The 17,118-nt window shown below is 62.7% G+C and carries 15 protein-coding genes; 4 read left to right on the top strand and 11 right to left on the bottom strand.

What is annotated here, in order from left to right; translation table 11 throughout:
- The 11 genes from J2J98_RS12735 to J2J98_RS12685 form a co-directional block, all read right to left on the bottom strand.
- Nucleotides 1-1,560, bottom strand: a complete 1,560-nt coding sequence (locus J2J98_RS12735; protein ID WP_207601226.1) for a putative PEP-binding protein — start codon at nt 1,558-1,560, stop codon at nt 1-3.
- A complete protein-coding gene (locus J2J98_RS12730) occupies nt 1,544-1,888 on the bottom strand; it encodes an HPr family phosphocarrier protein (protein ID WP_138393407.1) in 345 nt (114 codons plus the stop codon). Before J2J98_RS12730 ends, J2J98_RS12735 begins: the two co-directional genes overlap by 17 nt.
- A complete protein-coding gene (dhaM, locus tag J2J98_RS12725) occupies nt 1,888-2,286 on the bottom strand; it encodes a dihydroxyacetone kinase phosphoryl donor subunit DhaM (RefSeq protein ID WP_037175071.1) in 399 nt (132 codons plus the stop codon). The genes J2J98_RS12730 and dhaM overlap by 1 nt, the downstream gene beginning before the upstream one ends.
- A 14-nt stretch (nt 2,287-2,300) precedes the next feature.
- Nucleotides 2,301-2,915, bottom strand: a complete 615-nt coding sequence (gene dhaL, locus J2J98_RS12720; protein WP_064705324.1) for a dihydroxyacetone kinase subunit DhaL — start codon at nt 2,913-2,915, stop codon at nt 2,301-2,303.
- 51 nt (nt 2,916-2,966) lie between these two features.
- Nucleotides 2,967-4,607: a dihydroxyacetone kinase subunit DhaK gene (locus tag J2J98_RS12715; RefSeq protein ID WP_207603122.1), complete on the bottom strand. Its 1,641-nt coding sequence runs from the start codon at nt 4,605-4,607 to the stop codon at nt 2,967-2,969.
- 52 nt (nt 4,608-4,659) lie between these two features.
- On the bottom strand, nt 4,660-5,667 hold the full coding sequence (locus J2J98_RS12710; RefSeq protein WP_138393409.1) for an ABC transporter ATP-binding protein: 1,008 nt from the start codon (nt 5,665-5,667) through the stop codon (nt 4,660-4,662).
- A complete protein-coding gene (locus J2J98_RS12705) occupies nt 5,660-6,757 on the bottom strand; it encodes an ABC transporter ATP-binding protein (RefSeq protein ID WP_207601225.1) in 1,098 nt (365 codons plus the stop codon). Before J2J98_RS12705 ends, J2J98_RS12710 begins: the two co-directional genes overlap by 8 nt.
- 3 nt (nt 6,758-6,760) lie before the next feature.
- Nucleotides 6,761-6,979, bottom strand: a complete 219-nt coding sequence (locus J2J98_RS12700) for a hypothetical protein (RefSeq protein WP_138393411.1) — start codon at nt 6,977-6,979, stop codon at nt 6,761-6,763.
- Complete coding sequence (locus J2J98_RS12695) at nt 6,976-7,929, bottom strand: carbohydrate ABC transporter permease (protein ID WP_207601224.1); 954 nt, start codon at nt 7,927-7,929, stop codon at nt 6,976-6,978. The genes J2J98_RS12700 and J2J98_RS12695 overlap by 4 nt, the downstream gene beginning before the upstream one ends.
- On the bottom strand, nt 7,926-8,894 hold the full coding sequence (locus tag J2J98_RS12690; protein WP_138393412.1) for a carbohydrate ABC transporter permease: 969 nt from the start codon (nt 8,892-8,894) through the stop codon (nt 7,926-7,928). Before J2J98_RS12690 ends, J2J98_RS12695 begins: the two co-directional genes overlap by 4 nt.
- 113 nt (nt 8,895-9,007) lie before the next feature.
- Nucleotides 9,008-10,333 (bottom strand): ABC transporter substrate-binding protein, encoded by a 1,326-nt coding sequence (locus J2J98_RS12685; protein ID WP_064705318.1) that lies wholly within the window; start codon nt 10,331-10,333, stop codon nt 9,008-9,010.
- A gap of 547 nt (nt 10,334-10,880) precedes the next feature.
- Here J2J98_RS12685 and J2J98_RS12680 point away from each other — a divergent pair.
- From J2J98_RS12680 to J2J98_RS12665, 4 genes are all read left to right on the top strand, one after another.
- Nucleotides 10,881-12,326 (top strand): MFS transporter, encoded by a 1,446-nt coding sequence (locus tag J2J98_RS12680; RefSeq protein WP_207601223.1) that lies wholly within the window; start codon nt 10,881-10,883, stop codon nt 12,324-12,326.
- 219 nt (nt 12,327-12,545) lie between these two features.
- The gene (locus J2J98_RS12675) at nt 12,546-13,610 is read left to right on the top strand and encodes a response regulator (RefSeq protein ID WP_207601222.1); all 1,065 of its coding nucleotides are present in this window, start codon (nt 12,546-12,548) and stop codon (nt 13,608-13,610) included.
- A 178-nt stretch (nt 13,611-13,788) separates the two neighbouring features.
- The gene (locus J2J98_RS12670) at nt 13,789-14,340 is read left to right on the top strand and encodes a DUF924 family protein (protein WP_064705315.1); all 552 of its coding nucleotides are present in this window, start codon (nt 13,789-13,791) and stop codon (nt 14,338-14,340) included.
- Nucleotides 14,341-14,498: 158 nt separating this feature from the next.
- Complete coding sequence (locus J2J98_RS12665) at nt 14,499-17,024, top strand: mechanosensitive ion channel family protein (protein WP_207601221.1); 2,526 nt, start codon at nt 14,499-14,501, stop codon at nt 17,022-17,024.
- Nucleotides 17,025-17,118: the final 94 nt, after the last annotated feature.

Below are 17,118 nucleotides of genomic sequence, written 5' to 3'. Positions count from 1 at the left end.
CTACTCTCCGGCTGCCCTGGTGCCATCGGCGTTGAGGCCGATGATCGCCGATCTTATCGCGGGACGATGGGCGGGCGCCACGGAAAAATGCCGGAGGCCGGCAGCAAGCAACTCCGGGAGATAGCGGGGATCGCCGGCCATGTCGCCGCAGATGCTGAGGGGTTTGCCGCCGGCAAGTTTTACCGCCTGCTCGATCAGCCGGAGCACGGCTGGTGCCACCTTGCCGGCATCGACCTCGTTGCCGTCCCGGTGCGAGGCGGCGAGATATTGCGTCAGATCGTTGGTTCCGAAGGAGAAGAAGGCCGCGGATGCGAAGGTGTCGAGCATCAATGCGGCCGATGGCACTTCCACCATCATGCCGATCGGCGGCATCCGGTGCTGCAGGGCGCGGCGGCCGAGCTTTTCGGCTTCCTCGCGGAACAGTTCGCGCATCCTGTCGACCTCTTCGGGAAAGCTCACCATCGGCAGCATTACCGAGAGCTTGCCGAAGACGGCGGCGCGCAGCAGGGCGCGGGCCTGGACGCGGGCGATTTCCGGCCGGGCAAGCAGCAGCCGGACGCCGCGCAGGCCCGGCTCGAGAGCCGGCGGGTCTTCGAGGCCGGCAAGCGGCTTGTCGCCGCCGATATCCAGCATCCTTATGGTCACCGGCTTTTGGCCAGCCTGCTCCAGCACGCGGCGATAGATCGCCAGCTGCCGTTCCTCATTGGCGGCATCGGCGATCGAGGTGACTGAGAATTCCGAGCGCATCAGCCCGACGCCCGCCGTTGCCGGATCGAGCGCATCGATCTCGGCGGGATCGTTGATGTTGATGGAGATGAGAATCGGTACGCCGTCCGTCGTGCGCAGCTCGCCGCTTTCAAGCTTGGTGTCGCCGGCTGGCGCGAGCGGCGGGATCAGCATGCCGCCCGCCTTGAGGATGACGGCGCCGGCGTCGCCATCGACGCCGACGGGATCGCCGTCCGCTGCTGAAAAACGGCCTGTGCCGACCACCATCGGCACCGATTTCGCCCGGGCGAGCAAAGCGACGTGGCCGGCGGCGCTGCCTGCGAACAGCGCGATACCGCCGCCCTTCGACCAGTCATGAGCGAGGAAGCGGCTCGGCTCCATATCCTTGCCGACGAAGACCGAACCGGGCGGGAAATCGGCGACCGGGGTGCCGGCCAGCGCGCCGAGCACGCGGTTCTTGATGTCGAGAATATCGACGGCGCGCGCGCGCATCGGTTCCTCGTCGGCTGCTTCGAGTTCGCCGATATAGGCGTCGAGCGTGGCGATCCAGGCGAAGACGACATTCTCCTCGGCTTGCATGCGCGCGCCTGTTGCTTCCGCGATCGTCGGATCGCGCAGCACCTCGATCTGGAAATCGATGATATCGCGACTTTCGGCATCGGCGCCCTCGGCGAGCCGCTCGAGTTCGCCGATCGAGATATGGATTGCCGTCTCAAGCGCGCCGTAGCCGCCGGCGGGCGTGGAAACAGCCTTCGGCTCCTCGGCGAGAAAGGCCGGGCCGGATGCGATGCCCGGGGACGCGCTCTTTGCTTTCAGCCTAAGCGGTTCTGCCATGTTTCGTTTCCTCATCGAAATTGCGCTCGATGAGTTCCTTGAGCGCGCGGATCGCCTCTTCGGCGAGAATGCCGTCCGCCCGTATCCGGAGGATCGAGCCTTTGCGGATGCGCGCGCCCATGACCTTGATGATGCTCTTGCCGTTCAGCCAGACGTCGCTGCCGTTGACGGCGATCTCGATCGAGCAGGGGAAGGACTTGGCAAGTCGTGTGAAGGTGACGGAGGGGCGGGCATGCAGCCCAACGCCGTGCTTGACTTCCACCTCCGTCTGGCAATTCACGTGCAAAGGATCAGGCTCCTGTTTCTCAATACGCCATCGGTTCGTCATCAGGGGGACAGTTCCTCGGCTGTGGCGACGACCTTGGCGAGCGACGCGCCCCCTGAGGCTTCGGCGGCGGCGATGACGGCGCCTTCGACGAGCGGTGCGTTGCAAATGGAGACAAGGGCCGACCGGGGAAGGCCCAGCATTTCGATCGCCATCTCGCTGTTGGTCTCGGCACCGCCGAGATCGACGAAAACGGCGACGCCGGCATCGGACCAGGCGGCCTCGATCGCCTTCAGAATACCGCCGGCATCGGTGCCGAGCTCGCCATGGACGTTGCCGCCCGACCAGGCGAGCGGCACACAGTCGCCGACCATCTGTCGCACCATGTCGGCGATGCCCCTTGCCACCAGCGGCGAGTGGGAGACGATCACAATGCCCACATTTGCGGTCTTTCCATTCATGCCGGTCCTTTCATTCATTGGGGGCGGTGCTCCCCGAGATAGCGGCAGATCGCAGTGGTCAGCAGCGCGCAGCTCGACGCGCCGGGATCGACATGGCCGATCGACCGGTCGCCGAGATAGGCGGCGCGTCCGCGCATCGCCTTCATCGCGGCGGTCCTGTCGGCGGACCACTCGGCCTTGCGAGCTACGTCACTGAGCGGTGACCGCTTCGCCAGCGCGGCATGGACGGGATAGAGTACGTCGAGCAAGGTCTTGTCGCCGGCGTGTGACCGCCCGCGCCTTGCCACGGCGTCAATCGCCTGTTTCAGCACCAGGGAAAAATCGGCCCTCTCCTCATTTTTGCGAAGCTCGCGGCCGATCTCGATCAGCAGCGTGCCGTATAGCGGGCCGGCCGCTCCGCCGACATTCATCACCAGCGTCAGGCCGATCTTTTCCACCGCCTCGGGGAAGGGCAAGCTGGACAGGCTTTCGCCCTCGGCGCTCACCGCCTCGCAGCCGCGCCGCATATTGGTTCCGTGATCGCCATCGCCGATGGCGCGATCGAGTGCGCAGAGGTGATCGGCGTTTTCCGCGATTGTCGCGCGGCACACTTCGATCAGTCCCGCCACAAGCACCGGTTCCACCTGCACTGCCTTCCTCCCTGTCGCCCTCTCTCCTGGGGGCTTTCGAAATTTACCCGGTCAGGCGAGGCTTGCCGCCACGCCGAACGCGCCGGCAACCGCGACCGCTCCGGGGTCCGCGACACCCGCAAGGTCGCTTTCGCCGACATAGGAGGCGCGTCCGGCTCTCGCCTTCGTCATCGTCTTTGTCGACTCCGCGCCTGATGCCGCTGCCCTTGCCGCGGCAGCGATATCGCCGGACGCAAGCGCCTGCAGGGCAGGCGACAGCGCATCGACCATCGTCCGATCGCCGACGCCTGCTCCTCCATAGAACGTCATCCTGTCGAGCCCGGCAAGAAGAGCCGCTGAAATATCGGCTTTATCGGCCATCGCTTTTGCCGCAGCGGTGAAGAAGATCGACAGCAGCACGCCGCTCGATCCACCCATGCTGGTGCCGAGGATATCGCCGAGCGAGGCAAGCGTTGCCGCTGGCTTATCGAGCGGCAGCGTGTCGAGGCGGGCAAGCACGCTACGGGCGCCTGCGGCCACCGTCGAGCCGGTATCGCCATCGCCGACGCGGCCGTCCAGCCGGTTGAGCTCGTTCTCCTGCGCGATCAGGTGCTCACAGAGTGCCGTGATCAGGCGTCGGTTACGGCTGTTCTCGCCTGGTGTGGCCGCGCCGTTCAGGGGGGCCGCCGTCCTCGACGCAGGGATGACCCTGATCTCCTGGCGTTCGACGGCCGGCATCCAGGCATGCGGCTCGACCTCTGCCGTCAGCGCCGCTTCGCGCGCGGCATCCAGGCGGATCAGCGACAGCGAGAAGCCGTTCATGTTAAGCGCGGTCATCATCGGCGCCGGGCCGACGATCAGCCTGATGTGGCGGCCAAGCGGCGAGGACAGCACTGTCTTGGCGATGACGGTCATTTCGAGCGGCGGCACGGCGCCGAGATTGTTGACGAGGAGGGCGTGGTTTGCTCCTTCGCGCAAGGCCGGGGTCAGGCGCGCCGCCATGGTAGCGACGATGTCGGCGACCGGCTGGAGCGCGATGCGCTCGGCGCCGGGTTCGCCATGGATGCCGAGGCCGAGTTCGCCTTCATCGGCCCCGAGGCGATCCTCGTGCGCCTGTCCGGGCACGCTGCAGGTGGAGAGCGACATGCCGAGCGAGACGATATCGCCGGCTGCAGCCGCGGCATGGGCCGCGACCGTCTTGAGGTCCTCGCCCCTTTCGGCGTGATAGCCGGCGATCTTGTGTACGAACAGCGTGCCGGCGACGCCGCGCGGCTGGTTGATGCCGGGGATGGCGATGTCGTCGGCCACGATGACCATTTCGACATCGAAGCCCTCGGCGCGCGCCTTTTCGGCGGCGAGACCGAAATTCAGGCGGTCGCCGGTATAGTTCTTGACGATCAGCAGGGCGCCCTTTGGGCCGGTCACGGCGCGGATCGCCGTCAGCACCGCATCGACGCTGGGCGAGGCGAAGATCTCGCCGGAGACGGCCGCCGTCAGCATGCCCTTACCGACGAAGCCGGCATGGGATGGTTCATGGCCGGCGCCGCCGCCCGAGATGATCGCCACCTCCGACTTGTCCCAGTCGGCGCGCAGGATCACCTTGATGTCGGGAAAGCTGTCAAGACGGGCGAGACGGCCGCTGCTCGTCGTCAGAAGCAGGCCGTCCAGAGCTTCGGTGACGATGGTTTCCCTGCGGTTGAAGAAGTGTTTCATCGATTGAGACCCGTCCAATTGTTTTTTCATGCCATATCATTTTGTTTGCCGCTCACGACAGGCGCTGTCCAGCCGCATCGAAATAAAGCGGATCGCGCAGTGTCAGGCTGATCCGGTCGCCCGGCGCGATCGCCAGATATGGATCCGCAAGTGTGACGAGCTTGTGATTGCCGGCCCTGATATGCAGATGGTTCTGGTCGCCGAGATGCTCGATCCAATCGACCTCGGCATTGGCATCCTTGCCGACGGCGATATCGAGATGTTCGGTGCGCGCGCCGACGGTTTTGGTGCCGGAGGGCGGACGGCCGCCGGGCAGCAGGTCCGCCGGCAGAAGGTTGATGTGCGGCTGGCCGAGGCGCGCGGCGACATGCAGGTTGGCGGGATTGCCGTAGATTTCCCGCGGCGTTCCCACCTGCAGCAGCCGGCCCTCGGCGACGATGCCGATGCGATCGGCCATGGTCATGGCTTCCACCTGGTCGTGGGTGACATAGAGCAGCGTCGAGCCAAGCTCCTTCTGGATGCGCTTCAGCTCCAGGCGCAGTTCGGCGCGCAGCTTGGCGTCGAGCGAGGAGAGCGGCTCGTCCATCAGATAGATTGCCGGCCGGCGCACCAGCGCCCGGCCGATCGCGACGCGCTGCATCTCGCCGCCGGAGAGCCTGGTCGAGCGGTTTTCCAGCTTGTGGTCGATGCGGACCATGCGTGCGACCTCGCGCACGCGCCGGTCGATCTCCTCCGCGCTCAGCTTGCGCACCGGCGCCTTCAGCGGGAAGGCGAGGTTCTCGTAAACTGTCATGTGCGGATAGAGCGAATATTGCTGGAAGACGAAGGCGACGTCGCGCCCGGCCGGCGCTTCGGCCGCAACATTGCGGCCGCCGATCTCGATGCGGCCGCTGTCGGGCCTTTCGAGCCCGGCGATCAGCCTGAGCGTCGTGGTCTTGCCGGCGCCTGTGGGACCGAGCAGCACGACGAATTCGCCGTCGCGGATAAAAAGATCGAGCTCATCGAGAGCCTGGGTGTCGCCGAAGCGCTTGCTGAGATTTCTGAGGACGACATCAGCCATGCCGGGTCTCCTGATAGAGCTGGGATGGCACCGCGCGGCCCGAGACGCAGTCGAAGAGCGCGAGGTTCGCCGGGTTGAATTCGAGACCGACGGTCTCGCCGATCCGGAAGCTGCGGTTGGCGGGAACGCGGGCCTTGATCAGGCCGCCCGGGGTTTCCACTGCTACAACCTGATTGGTGCCGAGATATTCGCTGCCGTAGACGGCGCCGCGAAGGGGCGAGGCGTCGCTGAAGCGGATGTGCTCCGGCCTGACACCGAGCGCCAGTTCGCTCTCGGCCATGTCCTGATGGATCTCGGGAACGGCGACATTAACACCGTCGAGCAGGATGGATCTGTCGCCGCTCTTTAGGCCGGAGGTGAAGCGCATGAAGTTCATTGGCGGCGAGCCGATGAAATCGGCGACATACATGGTCGCCGGCTTGGCGTAGATTTCCTGCGGCGTGCCGAACTGCTCGATGACGCCGTGGTTCATCACGGCGATCTTGTCGGCCATCGCCATCGCCTCGTGCTGGTCGTGGGTGACGTAGACGGTGGTGGCATGGATACGGTTGTGCAGTTCGCGCAACTCGTGGACCATGATCTCGCGAAACTCGGCGTCGAGCGTACCAAGCGGCTCGTCCATCAGGAAGCATTTCGGGCGGCGGACGATGGCGCGGCCGAGCGCCACGCGCTGCCGGTCGCCGCCGGCAAGGCCCGAGACCGAGCGGTTGAGAATATGATCGATCTGCAGCAGACGGGCGGTCTCTTCGACGCGCTGACGGATCTCGGCCTTGGGCATGCCCTGCGACAGCAGCGGGAAGCCGATGTTTTTGCGCACATTCATATGCGGGTAGAGCGCAAAGAGCTGGAAGACGAAGGCGATGTCGCGGGCGCTGGCGCGATTGAAGGTGACGTCCTCACCGTCGAGATGGATCTTGCCGCTGCTGGGCAACTCCAGGCCGGCGATCATGCGAAGCGTCGTTGTCTTGCCGCAGCCGGAAGGTCCGAGCAACGCCAGGAACTCGCCATCATGAACGGTGAAGCTCGAATCCTGAACGGCCACGAAGCTGCCGAATTCCTTGCGAAGATTTTCGATCCGGATGTCCGCCATGGTTCACTCCGGGAATTTCGAGACGATGATGAACATGAAGGTGCCCACGAGCAGGATCACCAGCGAATAGGTGTAGAGCACCAGCAGGAAGGGCTGGAACAGCATCAGAAAACCGAGCCCGATCAGCACCGTGGCGATGTTTTCCATCGGACCGCGGCGCAGGAAGAACGGCCGTTTCGGGCGGGCAGGGGTGCGGGTGCGTGTTTCGATCAGGTGGCTCATTTGCGGACGGCTCCGAAGGTGATGCCGCGCAGCAGTTGCTTGCGCAGGAGAATGGTGAAAACGAGGATCGGGATCAGGAAGATCGTCGTGCCGGCGGCGACGGCGGGCCAATCCTGCCCGCCTTCACCGATGATTGTCGGAATGAAGGGTGGCGCGGTCTGGGCCTCGCCCGACGTCAGAAGGGCGGCGAAGGCATATTCGTTCCACGCGAAGATCAAGCAAAAGATCGAGGTAGCGGCGATACCGGTGGTCGCCTGCGGCAGCACGACCTTGCGGAAGGCCTGCAGCCTCGAATAGCCGTCGATCATCGCCGCTTCCTCGTATTCGCGCGGGATCTCGTCGATGAAGCCCTTGAGCAGCCAGACGGCGAGCGAGACGTTAACGGCGGTATAGAGCAGGATCATGCCGAGCGCCGTGTCCGACAGACCGAGCTCGCGATACATCAAATAGATCGGGATGGCGACGGCGATGGGCGGCATCATCCGCGTCGACAGGATGAAGAACAGCAGGTCGTCGGCGAGCGGCACCCTGAAGCGGGAGAAGCCGTAGGCGGCGAGCGTGCCCAGGAAGACAGCCAGGAAAGTGGAGCCGAAAGCAATGACCAGCGAGTTGACGAACCGCGGCAGGAAGTTCGACGGACCCGCGATCACCATGTTGCGTTTGCGGGTCACCTCATCGCAGGTGCCGACCGGCGCCGGCAGCGCGGCGATATAGTCGGATGTCTGCCGCGTGCGCGTGGTGAAGAGGTTGCAGTAGCCTTCGAGCGACGGCGTGAAGACGATCTTCGGGGGATAGCTGATCGAATCCGGCGGCGATTTGATGCTGGTCAGGAAGATCCAGACGAGCGGGATGAGGGTGATCAGCGCATAGAGCACGACGATCGTGCCGGCGATGCGCTTGCTGTTGAGGCTCGGCTCGACGACCGAATGGGCGGAGTTGGCGGCGCTCATCTTTGCTTCACCTTGTTCAATGCCTTGACGTAGATGTTGGCGAGCCCGAACACCGCGACGAAGAGAACGATGGCGAAGGCCGAGGCCCGGCCGGTCGCCCAGCTTTCGAAGGCGGCGCGCTTCAACGTGATCGAGGCGACCTCGGTGACCGAGCCCGGCCCCCCGCCGGTCAGCAGCGTCACCATGTCGAACATCTTGAAATTCTCAATGCCGCGGAAAAGCACCGCGAGCATGATGAAGGGCAGGGCCATCGGCACGGTGATCGACCAGAACTGGCGCCAGGGCGATGCACGATCGACCTCGGCCGCCTCGTAGATATAGTCGGGAATCGAGCGCAGCCCGGCGAGGCAGATCAGCATCACATAGGGCGTCCACATCCAGGTATCGACGATGATGATCGCCCAAGGCGCCAGCGAGACATTGCCGAGCATCTGCACTTCGGATGTCGGAATGCCCGACACCAGCGAGACGGCATAGGCGAAGAGGCCGATCTGCGGCTCGTAGAGAAAGCGCCAGAAGTTACCGACCACGGCCGGCGACAGCATCATCGGGATCAGGATGATCGTCGTCCAGAAGGCATGGCCGCGAAACTTGCGGTCGATCAGGTAAGCGAGCGCAAAACCGATCACCGTCTGCAGCAGGATCGTCCAGAAGACGAAATGGGCGGTGGTCTGCATCGCCTGCCATATATCGGGATCGTTGAGAACGCGTTCGTAATTTCCTAGGCCGACGCCCTGGACTGGCGCATTCGGCCGGTTGGCGCGGTAATTGGTGAAGGAGAGATAGACCGCCCAGATGAGCGGGAAGATGTTGATCGCCAGGAGCAGGGTGATGGCAGGCGTTATGAACAGCCAGGCAATCGCCCTGTCGGAGAGGCCGCGGACGCGCCGGGCGAGCGAGGCGGGCGTTGCCCTTGCTGTCGCGTCGGCCGCTTTCTCCACGATGGAGGAATGGGAAATGGTCAAGTTTTCACCCGATCTTTTGGAATATGAAAGATCCGGCGGCCCGGTTCGTCTGCCGATCCGGGCCGCCATCCTGGTTAGGATGGCGCGCAGAGGGATGCCAGTCCCTTCGGGCACTAGATTTTGCCGTCGTCCTTGAAGACGTCGCTCCAGTCCTTCACCAGGCCGTCGAGCGCTTCCTTGGCAGTGCCATTGCCGGCCACGACGTAGTTATGGACGCGCTTCTGCATGGCCTGCAGCAGCGAGGCGTAGCTTGGCTCGGCCCAGAAGTCCTTGACGATTGCCATCGAGTCCAGGAAGGCCTGGGCATAGGGCTGGCTCTTGGCGAAATCAGGCGCGTTGACGACCGAATTCAGGCAGGAGAAGCCGCCGAGTTCCCACCACTTGGCCTGTACGTCGGGCTGTGCGAACCACTTGATGTACTGCAGGGCGGCGTCGCGCTTGTCGGAATAGGAGACCACTGAGATGCCTTGTCCGCCGAGCTGGGCGAAATGCGCCTTCTCCGCCGGATTGGGGAAGAAGCCGATCCTGTCGCCGCCGACCTTCTCATCCTTGTGGAGGCCGGGCCAGGTGAAGGCGAAGTTCATCTGCATGGCAACCTGGCCGGATTTGAAGGCGTCGGCGGATTCGACCATGTAGACGTTGGAACTGCCGGGCGGCGTGCAGCAGTCATAGAGCGACTTGTAGAATTCGAGGCCCTTGACCGCGTCGTCCGAATTGACGAAGCCTTCCATCTCGTAGGGCTTCTTCGGATTGTCGTACTGGAAGCCCCAGTCGTAGAGAACGTTGGTGACGCCCATGGTGATGCCTTCGGAGCCGCGCTCGGTATAGATCGAGGCGCCGTAGACAGTCTTGCCGTCGATCTCACGCTTCTGGAAGAACTCGGCGATCTGCTTCAGTTCGTCATAGGTCTTCGGGGCTGCGAGGTCGTGGCCGTATTTCGCCTTGAATTCCTTCTGCAGTTCGGGCTTTTCGAACCAATCCTTGCGATAGGTCCAGCCGACGACATCGCCCATGGCGGGCAGCGCCCAGTAGTTCGGGGTATTCTTCGGCCACTCCGAGTAGCCGACGACCGTTGCCGGCACGAAGTCATCCATCTTGATGCCTTCCTTGTCGAAGAAGTCGTTCAGCTTGACGTAATGGCCGTTCTCGGCCGCGCCGCCGATCCACTGGCTGTCGCCGATGATGAGGTCGCAGAGCTTGCCGTGGGAATTCAGCTCGTTGAGGAAGCGGTCGGCATAACTCGTCCAGGGAACGAATTCGAACTTCATCTGCGTGCCAGTCTTGGCCGTGAAGTCCTTCGACAGCTCGACGAGCGCATTGGCAGGGTCCCATGCGGCCCAGCAGAGCGTCAGTTCATCGGCTTTGGCGAGATTGGGCAATGCCGACGACATGACGAATGCCGCGGCTAGCCCCAAAAGGGCTTTCGATGTTTTCTGCATGAGTTCCTCCCAGAACCAAGCCGGCTCCCCACCGGCGTCGCATGTTCACCCGTTTCAGAAAATGCTCACATGAACTCCTCAATCATCATGTTTAGCAATATGTTTAGTGATAGACGGTTTTATAAACAATGCAAGCGGCAATCGTTGCTGCATTGCACAGGTTGCAGCGCAAAGTCGGAGCGAGAGGGCCGGCTGTTTAGGGGAATTTCCGCACGTTTCAGAAAATTTTTTCCTGACCGTACCGATGCAGCGATATCAGGCCTCGCTGCAATATGGATGGCGCGATATGGACCGTTCGCCGCTCCCGTATTTTCCCCGGAGCGGTGCAAACTCGGCCTCGCTCCGGCGGGGCCTTTTTCTTTGCGTCTGCCCCTGTCGGGCGTATTGGAATATTCCAGCATAGTGCGAGATTTAGCCTTTCCGCCCCGATGCAACGGGCGTATTCAGCCAGGGCGCGGTTTTATGTCCGCGCGTCCCTCGCGCGGCAGATCACTGATCGGCTTCCTCCCGTTCCCTGTCGCGACACCGGATTTCCATTGGCAGATCGATGACCACAGCAGAGATGAGCAAGAACGAGCAAGAGGCCGCAGGCGGCCGTCAGGCGAAGATCGTGGCTTTGGTCGTCGCGGTTTCCTTCTTCATGCAGATCCTCGACGGCACTATCGTCGCCACCTCGTTGCCGCAGATGGCGGCAAGCTTCGGCGTGCAGCCGGTGTCGATGAGCATCGGCATCACCGTCTATATGCTGACGATGGCGGCCTTCATTCCGCTGTCAGGCTGGCTCGGTGACCGCTTCGGCGCCCGTCGCGTCTTTCTGATGTCGATCGGCGTCTTCACTGGCGCCTCGCTATTCTGCGGGCTCTCCGGCAGCCTTATGGAATTCGTGTTGTGGCGTGCGCTGCAGGGGGCGGGCAGTGCGCTGATGACGCCGGTGGGGCGTATCATCGTGCTGAAGAACGCCCGCAAGTCCGAACTCGTCCAGGCCATCGCGCTGATCACCTGGCCCGCGCTGACGGCGCCCGTGGTCGGCCCAGTGCTCGGCGGCTTTATCACCACCTATGCCAGCTGGCATTGGAATTTCCTGATCAACATCCCGATCGGTATTGTCGGCATGGGGCTCGTGCTGCGCTTTGTGCCGGAACAGCGCGAGGCAGATCCCGGCCGGCTCGATATGCCAGGCTTCATCCTGAGCGCGACGGGCCTGACTTTCCTGCTCGCCGCGCTTGAGCTTTCGGTCACATGGGAAGGCGGGCTGTGGCTCGTCATCTCGATGCTGGCGGCCGGCATCGTACTATCCGCCATGGCGACACGGCATTTCCTTGCCGTCGACAATCCGCTGCTTGATCTCTCGGCCTTTCGAGTCCAGACCTTTTCAATGTCGACGCTCTCGGCGGGCACGGCCTGCCGGACGGCGATCAACGCGACGCCGTTCCTGCTGCCTCTGTTGTTCCAGCTCGGCTTCGGGCTGAGCTCGATTTCCGCCGGCGCCTATCTGCTCGTCTATTTTCTCGGCAACTTCAGCATGAAGGCAGTGACGACGCCGCTGCTGCGCTTCTTCGGCTTCCGCACCGTTCTGGGACTCAATGGGTTGATTGCGGCGCTTTCGATCGTCGCCTGCGGCTTCCTGACGCGTGACACGCCGCCGTTTTTCATCCATGCGCTGCTTTTTCTCGCCGGCCTGTCGCGGTCGATGGAGTTCACGGCGCTGAACACGCTCGCCTTTGCCGATATCGGCCCGGCGCAGCGAAGCTCGGCCTCGACGCTGTCGAGTATGCTGCAGCAGGTGTCTATGCTGCTCGGCGTCGCAGTGGCCGCCGCCGTGCTCAATATTTCCTCTGCTCTGAGAGGTGCCGGCAATCCCGCGCTGGCCGATTTCCGCTGGGCCTTCGTCGTGATCGGTGCGATCGGCATCGTTTCGTCGCTGCGCTTCCTGCAATTGCCGAAAGAGGCGGGCGCCGAAGTTTCCGGCCATCGGAAATTCCAGAAAACTTAACGCCGCGGGAGCTAAGCGGGCGGCTCGCGGTTGATAGCGCTCATTTTCGCATTTCCGACTCCCCGCAATGCCGTTTTCGACTCCTGCATTCCGCCGCCTGCGACAAGAGCGAGGGCTGAGCGCTGTTTACCTCAGGCGGTCAATGCAATACGACATTGCATGCCGACGACTCGGACGCTTGCGAGCAGTCGTTGCTTAGAGAAAACGCTGGGAGACGGAATGAGCAGTTCTAGCGGCGATGCGGATGCCCTGATCCACATCCTCTGTATCGACGACGACGAGGGGCTCGCCCTCCTGATGCAGAAGAACCTCGCGCGGCGCGGCTTTTCCGTCGAGTGGGCGCAGAGTGGTGCTGCCGGCCTTGCGCGGCTTGGCAAAGGCGGTATCGACGCCGTAGTGCTCGATCATCTGCTGGGCGGCGAGACCGGGCTCGATATCCTGACCTCCATCACGGCACTGGGGGATCATCCTCCAGTCATCTACGCAACCGGGTCGGACGACACCAGCATCGCCGTCGCGGCGCTGAAGGCGGGTGCCGATGATTACATGCTGAAGGGAGTTTCGGCCGACTATTTCGATCTGCTCGCCGCCACGCTCGAACAGGCATTGGAGCGGGCGCGGTTTCGTCGGGAGACGGCGCATGCGCAGGAGGTAATCCGCCAGCAGCGCGATCTTGCGGAGATGCTGCTTGCCGAAGTCAATCACCGCATTGCCAACAGCCTGGGCCTCGTCGGCGCGCTGATCCGCATGCAATCCTCCATGACCAAGGATCAGGTGGCGATCGACGCCCTGCACGAAACTCAGATGCGCATTAACGCCATCGCCAGCGTGCATCGCCGCCTGTATACCAAGCGGCAGGTCGGCTCCGTGCAGGTCGATGAATATCTGAACAGTCTCCTGACCGAGCTTGAAGCTTCGATGCGCGATGACAAGCGGCCGCACCGTATCATGCTGACTGCAAAACCGGTCAATCTGGCGACTGATAAGGTGATCACGCTTGGGTTGATCGTCAGTGAGCTCGTCACCAATGCTTTCAAATATGCCTATCCGGACAGCGTCTCGGGCGAGATCCGCGTCCTGGTCGACCAAACGGAAGAGGCGGTGCGTGTCATCGTCGAGGATGATGGTTCCGGCTTCGATCCGTCAGGCCCGGCCCGCGGAACCGGCCTCGGCACGCGCATCCTGACGGCCATGGCCGCGAGTTTGCAATCGGATTTCGCTTATGATCCCGAGCATGACGGAACGAGGGCGACGCTGGTATTTTCGTTGCATGAGGGGAAGTAGGCGGGAAGAGTAACGATGAAGGTCGTGCCTCACAGTCCTTATCCGCCTTACCATGACCTCCCGCCAGGAAAGAAGGTGGCGGCAGCCGGATGAACCGCTATCGGTGCCAGCTGTCTCTTATTCGACAACATCTTGCAGAAATCGCATCATCAATCCTAACGCTACGGGAGGCAAAAAAATGACGGCCATCCGCACACCTCGGGAAGTCTATGATTTCTGGTTCGTCCGATGCGGTCGGGACCTGTGGTTTCGCGCAACCCCGGAACTCGATGTCGAGATCCGCGATGTTTTCCGCGACACGCATCTGGCGCTTGCCGCAGGCGTCGGTGACGAATGGCGGGCCGACCCGGTGAGCCGGCTGGCGGCTGTCATCGTGCTCGATCAGTTCCCCCGCAACATCTATCGCGGCACCGGACTAGCCGTTGCTACCGACGGGCTGGCGCTTCGAGAAGCCAAGCTCGCGCTAGCCGCAGGCGCCGACCAGGCGGTGGAACTTGCGTGCCGGACTTTCTTCTATCTGCCGTTCGAACATGCCGAGAACCTCGACGAGCAGGAGCGTTCGGTGGCCCTGTTCACTGCGCTCGGCGACGAGGAATATCTGGACTATGCGGTCCGCCACCGCGACGTGATCGCCGCCTATGGGCGTTTTCCTCACCGCAACGCCATGCTCGGGCGGGAATCGACGGCCGCTGAGCTCGATTATCTCTCAAAGCCCGGCGCCGGCTTCTGAGTGCGTCGCTCGAGGGCGCAGCGGTTTCGGGGACGTGACCTCAGCGCCGGAACAAGCGCGGCGCAAGGCGCCTTAGGCATCTTCCGCCTTTGTGTCGCCTTTCTTTGCGATGAAAAGCGAGCATTCAATTTCGACGACAACCTTTTCCGGAGGCCTTTTTGCGGCTGAGATCAATCCTCCTTTGCACCGTTCTTTTCGTGACGCTGACGCTCGCCGGCGCGCATTTCGAGAGCGCAGCAGCCCTCGCGCAGGAACCGCAGCCGCAGGCGGCAACGGCAGAGGCGCCGCTTGCCGATACGCCATCGGCGCAGGCGGCGAAGGAGATTGAGAAGGCGAAGACCCAGCTTGCCTCGCTTCAGGAAAGCGTCAAGCAGAATGCCGATAATGACGATGCGCTGGTCGGGCTTGCGGCCAAGGCCGACGAGCTCAGCCGCGCCGTCATCACCATCTCGGTCAACCTGAGGCCGCGTTTCGACCAGATCAGGAACCGGCTGACCGAAATCGGCGAGCCGCCGAAGGAGGGACAACCGCCCGAGGCGCAGATTGTCACGGACGAGCGCAACGCGCTTGCCGCCGAGCGCGCGCAGATCAACGCGGTGACCGAAGACGCCGAAAACCTGTCGATCGCGGTGACTAAGCTCATGAACGAGATCATCGCGATGCGGCGGCAGCTGTTCGCCGATACGCTTTTCAGGCGCACGGAAATTTCTGTCTCGGTACTCGACGATGCCGCAAGCGCCTTCGTGCACGAGATCAGCGAATTTTCGCAGGCTCTAGCGAGCTGGGCCTCCTTCGTCTGGAAGTTCAAGCGCTTCCCTCTATTTGCGGCGATTTTCCTTTCGCTCGCCTCCGCGCTTATCCTGCTTTCCGGCAGCTACCGGCTGTTCGGCTCCTATCTGCGCCGCGACGAGACAGTCGAGAATCCATCCTATATCGGTCGGCTGTCGATCGCCTTCTGGTCGACCTTGATCCGCACGCTGGCGCTTGCGGTGCTGCTCGTCACCTCCTTCTTCTTCCTCAATAGTTTCAATGTTTTGCGGCCGGACATTGCGCCTGTCATCGGCGCGCTGTTCGGAACGATCGGCCTCGTCTATTTCGTCGGCCGCTTCGTCAACGCCATCTTCGCGCCGCAGGAACCGCGCTGGCGGCTCGTCAAGCTTTCCAATCTCGGCGCCCGCTCGATCGGCTACTGCCTATCGGCAATGGCTGTCGTCAACGGTCTCGACTATCTCTTCGGCACCGTCAGCGAGGCGATGGGCTCGCCGCTGGTACTGACCGTAGTCCGGAGCCTGATTGCTGCGCTGATCATCGGCATCATTCTGATTGCCGTCTCCTTCAGCAAGCCGATGCTGGCGAGAAGCGGTGATCCCGACGCGCCGGGCAGACATTGGCCACGCGGCATGGCGATCATCCTACGTGTCGTCGGCGCCGCTTTGATCGTCACGGCGCTTGCCGGCTACGTCGGGCTTGCCCGTTTCGTCGCCACGCAGCTCATCATCACCGGGGCTGTTGTCGCCACCATGTATGTCGGCCTGCTCTCCGGCAAAGCGATCTCGCGGCAGGAAAGCTTTGGCGACACTTTCTTCGCTCGCTTCCTGACGAGGCGCTTCAACCTCGGTCCGGTGGCGATCGATCAGGTCGGCCTGCTCGTCGGCCTGGCCATCTATGCGGTGGCGCTGCTCGTCGGTATTCCGCTGATCCTGCTGCTCTGGGGCTTTCATGTGCAGGATCTGCAGCTTATCGCCTTCCGACTGTTTACCGAGGTCAAGCTCGGCGGCATCAGCATCTCGCTGCTCGGCATCTGCACCGGCATCTTGCTGTTTGCTGGCGTCTACCTCTTGACGCGCTGGCTGCAGCGCTGGCTCGATGGCAACGTGATGGCACGAAGCCATGTCGATCTCGGCGTGCGCAATTCGGTAAAAACAGGCATCGGCTATCTCGGCGTCGGCATTGCCGCGATCATTGGCGTCTCCGCCGCTGGCATCGATTTGTCGAGCTTCGCGCTGGTCGCCTCGGCACTGTCGGTCGGTATCGGTTTCGGCCTGCAGAACATCGTCTCCAACTTCGTCTCGGGCCTGATCCTCCTGGTCGAGCGGCCTTTCAAGGTCGGCGATCATGTCGTGTCAGGCACTGCCGAAGGCATTGTCAAGCGGATCTCGGTTCGCGCCACCGAGATCGAGACTTTTCGTAAACAGGCGATCATCGTGCCGAATTCGGAACTGATCAACGGCCTCGTCGGCAACTGGACGCATCGCAACAAGATCGGTCGCTCGGAAATCCCGGTTTCGGTCAGCTACAACGCCGATCCGCAGCAGGTGATGGATATACTGCTGGAGTTGACGGCCAAGGTGCCGCTCATCATGCGCAATCCGGAGCCTCACGTCGAATTCCTCCGTTTTGGCCCGTATTCGTTGGATTTCGAGCTGCGCTTCTTTCTCGCCGACATGGGCGACGGCATGGCGGTTCGAAACAATTTGAGGATCGAAATCCTCAAGCGCTTCAAAGCTGAAGGTATCGAGATCCCGCTGCCGCAGAGCGACCTTACCATCCATCGTGACGCCGCGCCCAGCCTTCCCAATGCACGCAAGGAGCGGAAGGAGGGCCAGGAGGCTCCTAGGGATAGGCCGATGGAGGAAGAGGATCGGCCGGTGCGGCAACTTCGCGGGCGGACGGCGGAGAGCTGAACGGCTCGTTCAGCCATCATTCACAGGTCTATGTGCATGATCCCTTACATCGGGATTGCTGCCGAGGGCAGCACCGATCGTTTGAGGGGAGGGC

Source organism: Rhizobium bangladeshense (assembly GCF_017357245.1).
GTDB classification, from domain to species: Bacteria; Pseudomonadota; Alphaproteobacteria; order Rhizobiales; family Rhizobiaceae; genus Rhizobium; species Rhizobium bangladeshense.
This window is presented reverse-complemented; position numbering and strand designations above follow the sequence as displayed.

Bases quoted from the DNA above. Each gene is read 5' to 3' on its own strand.
- J2J98_RS12735 (WP_207601226.1), bottom strand. From the start codon at position 1,560: ATGGCAGAACCGCTTAGGCTGAAAGCAAAGAGCGCGTCCCCGGGCATC.
- J2J98_RS12730 (WP_138393407.1), bottom strand. From the start codon at position 1,888: ATGACGAACCGATGGCGTATTGAGAAACAGGAGCCTGATCCTTTGCAC.
- dhaM (WP_037175071.1), bottom strand. From the start codon at position 2,286: ATGAATGGAAAGACCGCAAATGTGGGCATTGTGATCGTCTCCCACTCG.
- J2J98_RS12715 (WP_207603122.1), bottom strand. From the start codon at position 4,607: ATGAAACACTTCTTCAACCGCAGGGAAACCATCGTCACCGAAGCTCTG.
- J2J98_RS12710 (WP_138393409.1), bottom strand. From the start codon at position 5,667: ATGGCTGATGTCGTCCTCAGAAATCTCAGCAAGCGCTTCGGCGACACC.
- J2J98_RS12705 (WP_207601225.1), bottom strand. From the start codon at position 6,757: ATGGCGGACATCCGGATCGAAAATCTTCGCAAGGAATTCGGCAGCTTC.
- J2J98_RS12700 (WP_138393411.1), bottom strand. From the start codon at position 6,979: ATGAGCCACCTGATCGAAACACGCACCCGCACCCCTGCCCGCCCGAAA.
- J2J98_RS12695 (WP_207601224.1), bottom strand. From the start codon at position 7,929: ATGAGCGCCGCCAACTCCGCCCATTCGGTCGTCGAGCCGAGCCTCAAC.
- J2J98_RS12685 (WP_064705318.1), bottom strand. From the start codon at position 10,333: ATGCAGAAAACATCGAAAGCCCTTTTGGGGCTAGCCGCGGCATTCGTC.
- J2J98_RS12680 (WP_207601223.1), top strand. From the start codon at position 10,881: ATGACCACAGCAGAGATGAGCAAGAACGAGCAAGAGGCCGCAGGCGGC.
- J2J98_RS12675 (WP_207601222.1), top strand. From the start codon at position 12,546: ATGAGCAGTTCTAGCGGCGATGCGGATGCCCTGATCCACATCCTCTGT.
- J2J98_RS12670 (WP_064705315.1), top strand. From the start codon at position 13,789: ATGACGGCCATCCGCACACCTCGGGAAGTCTATGATTTCTGGTTCGTC.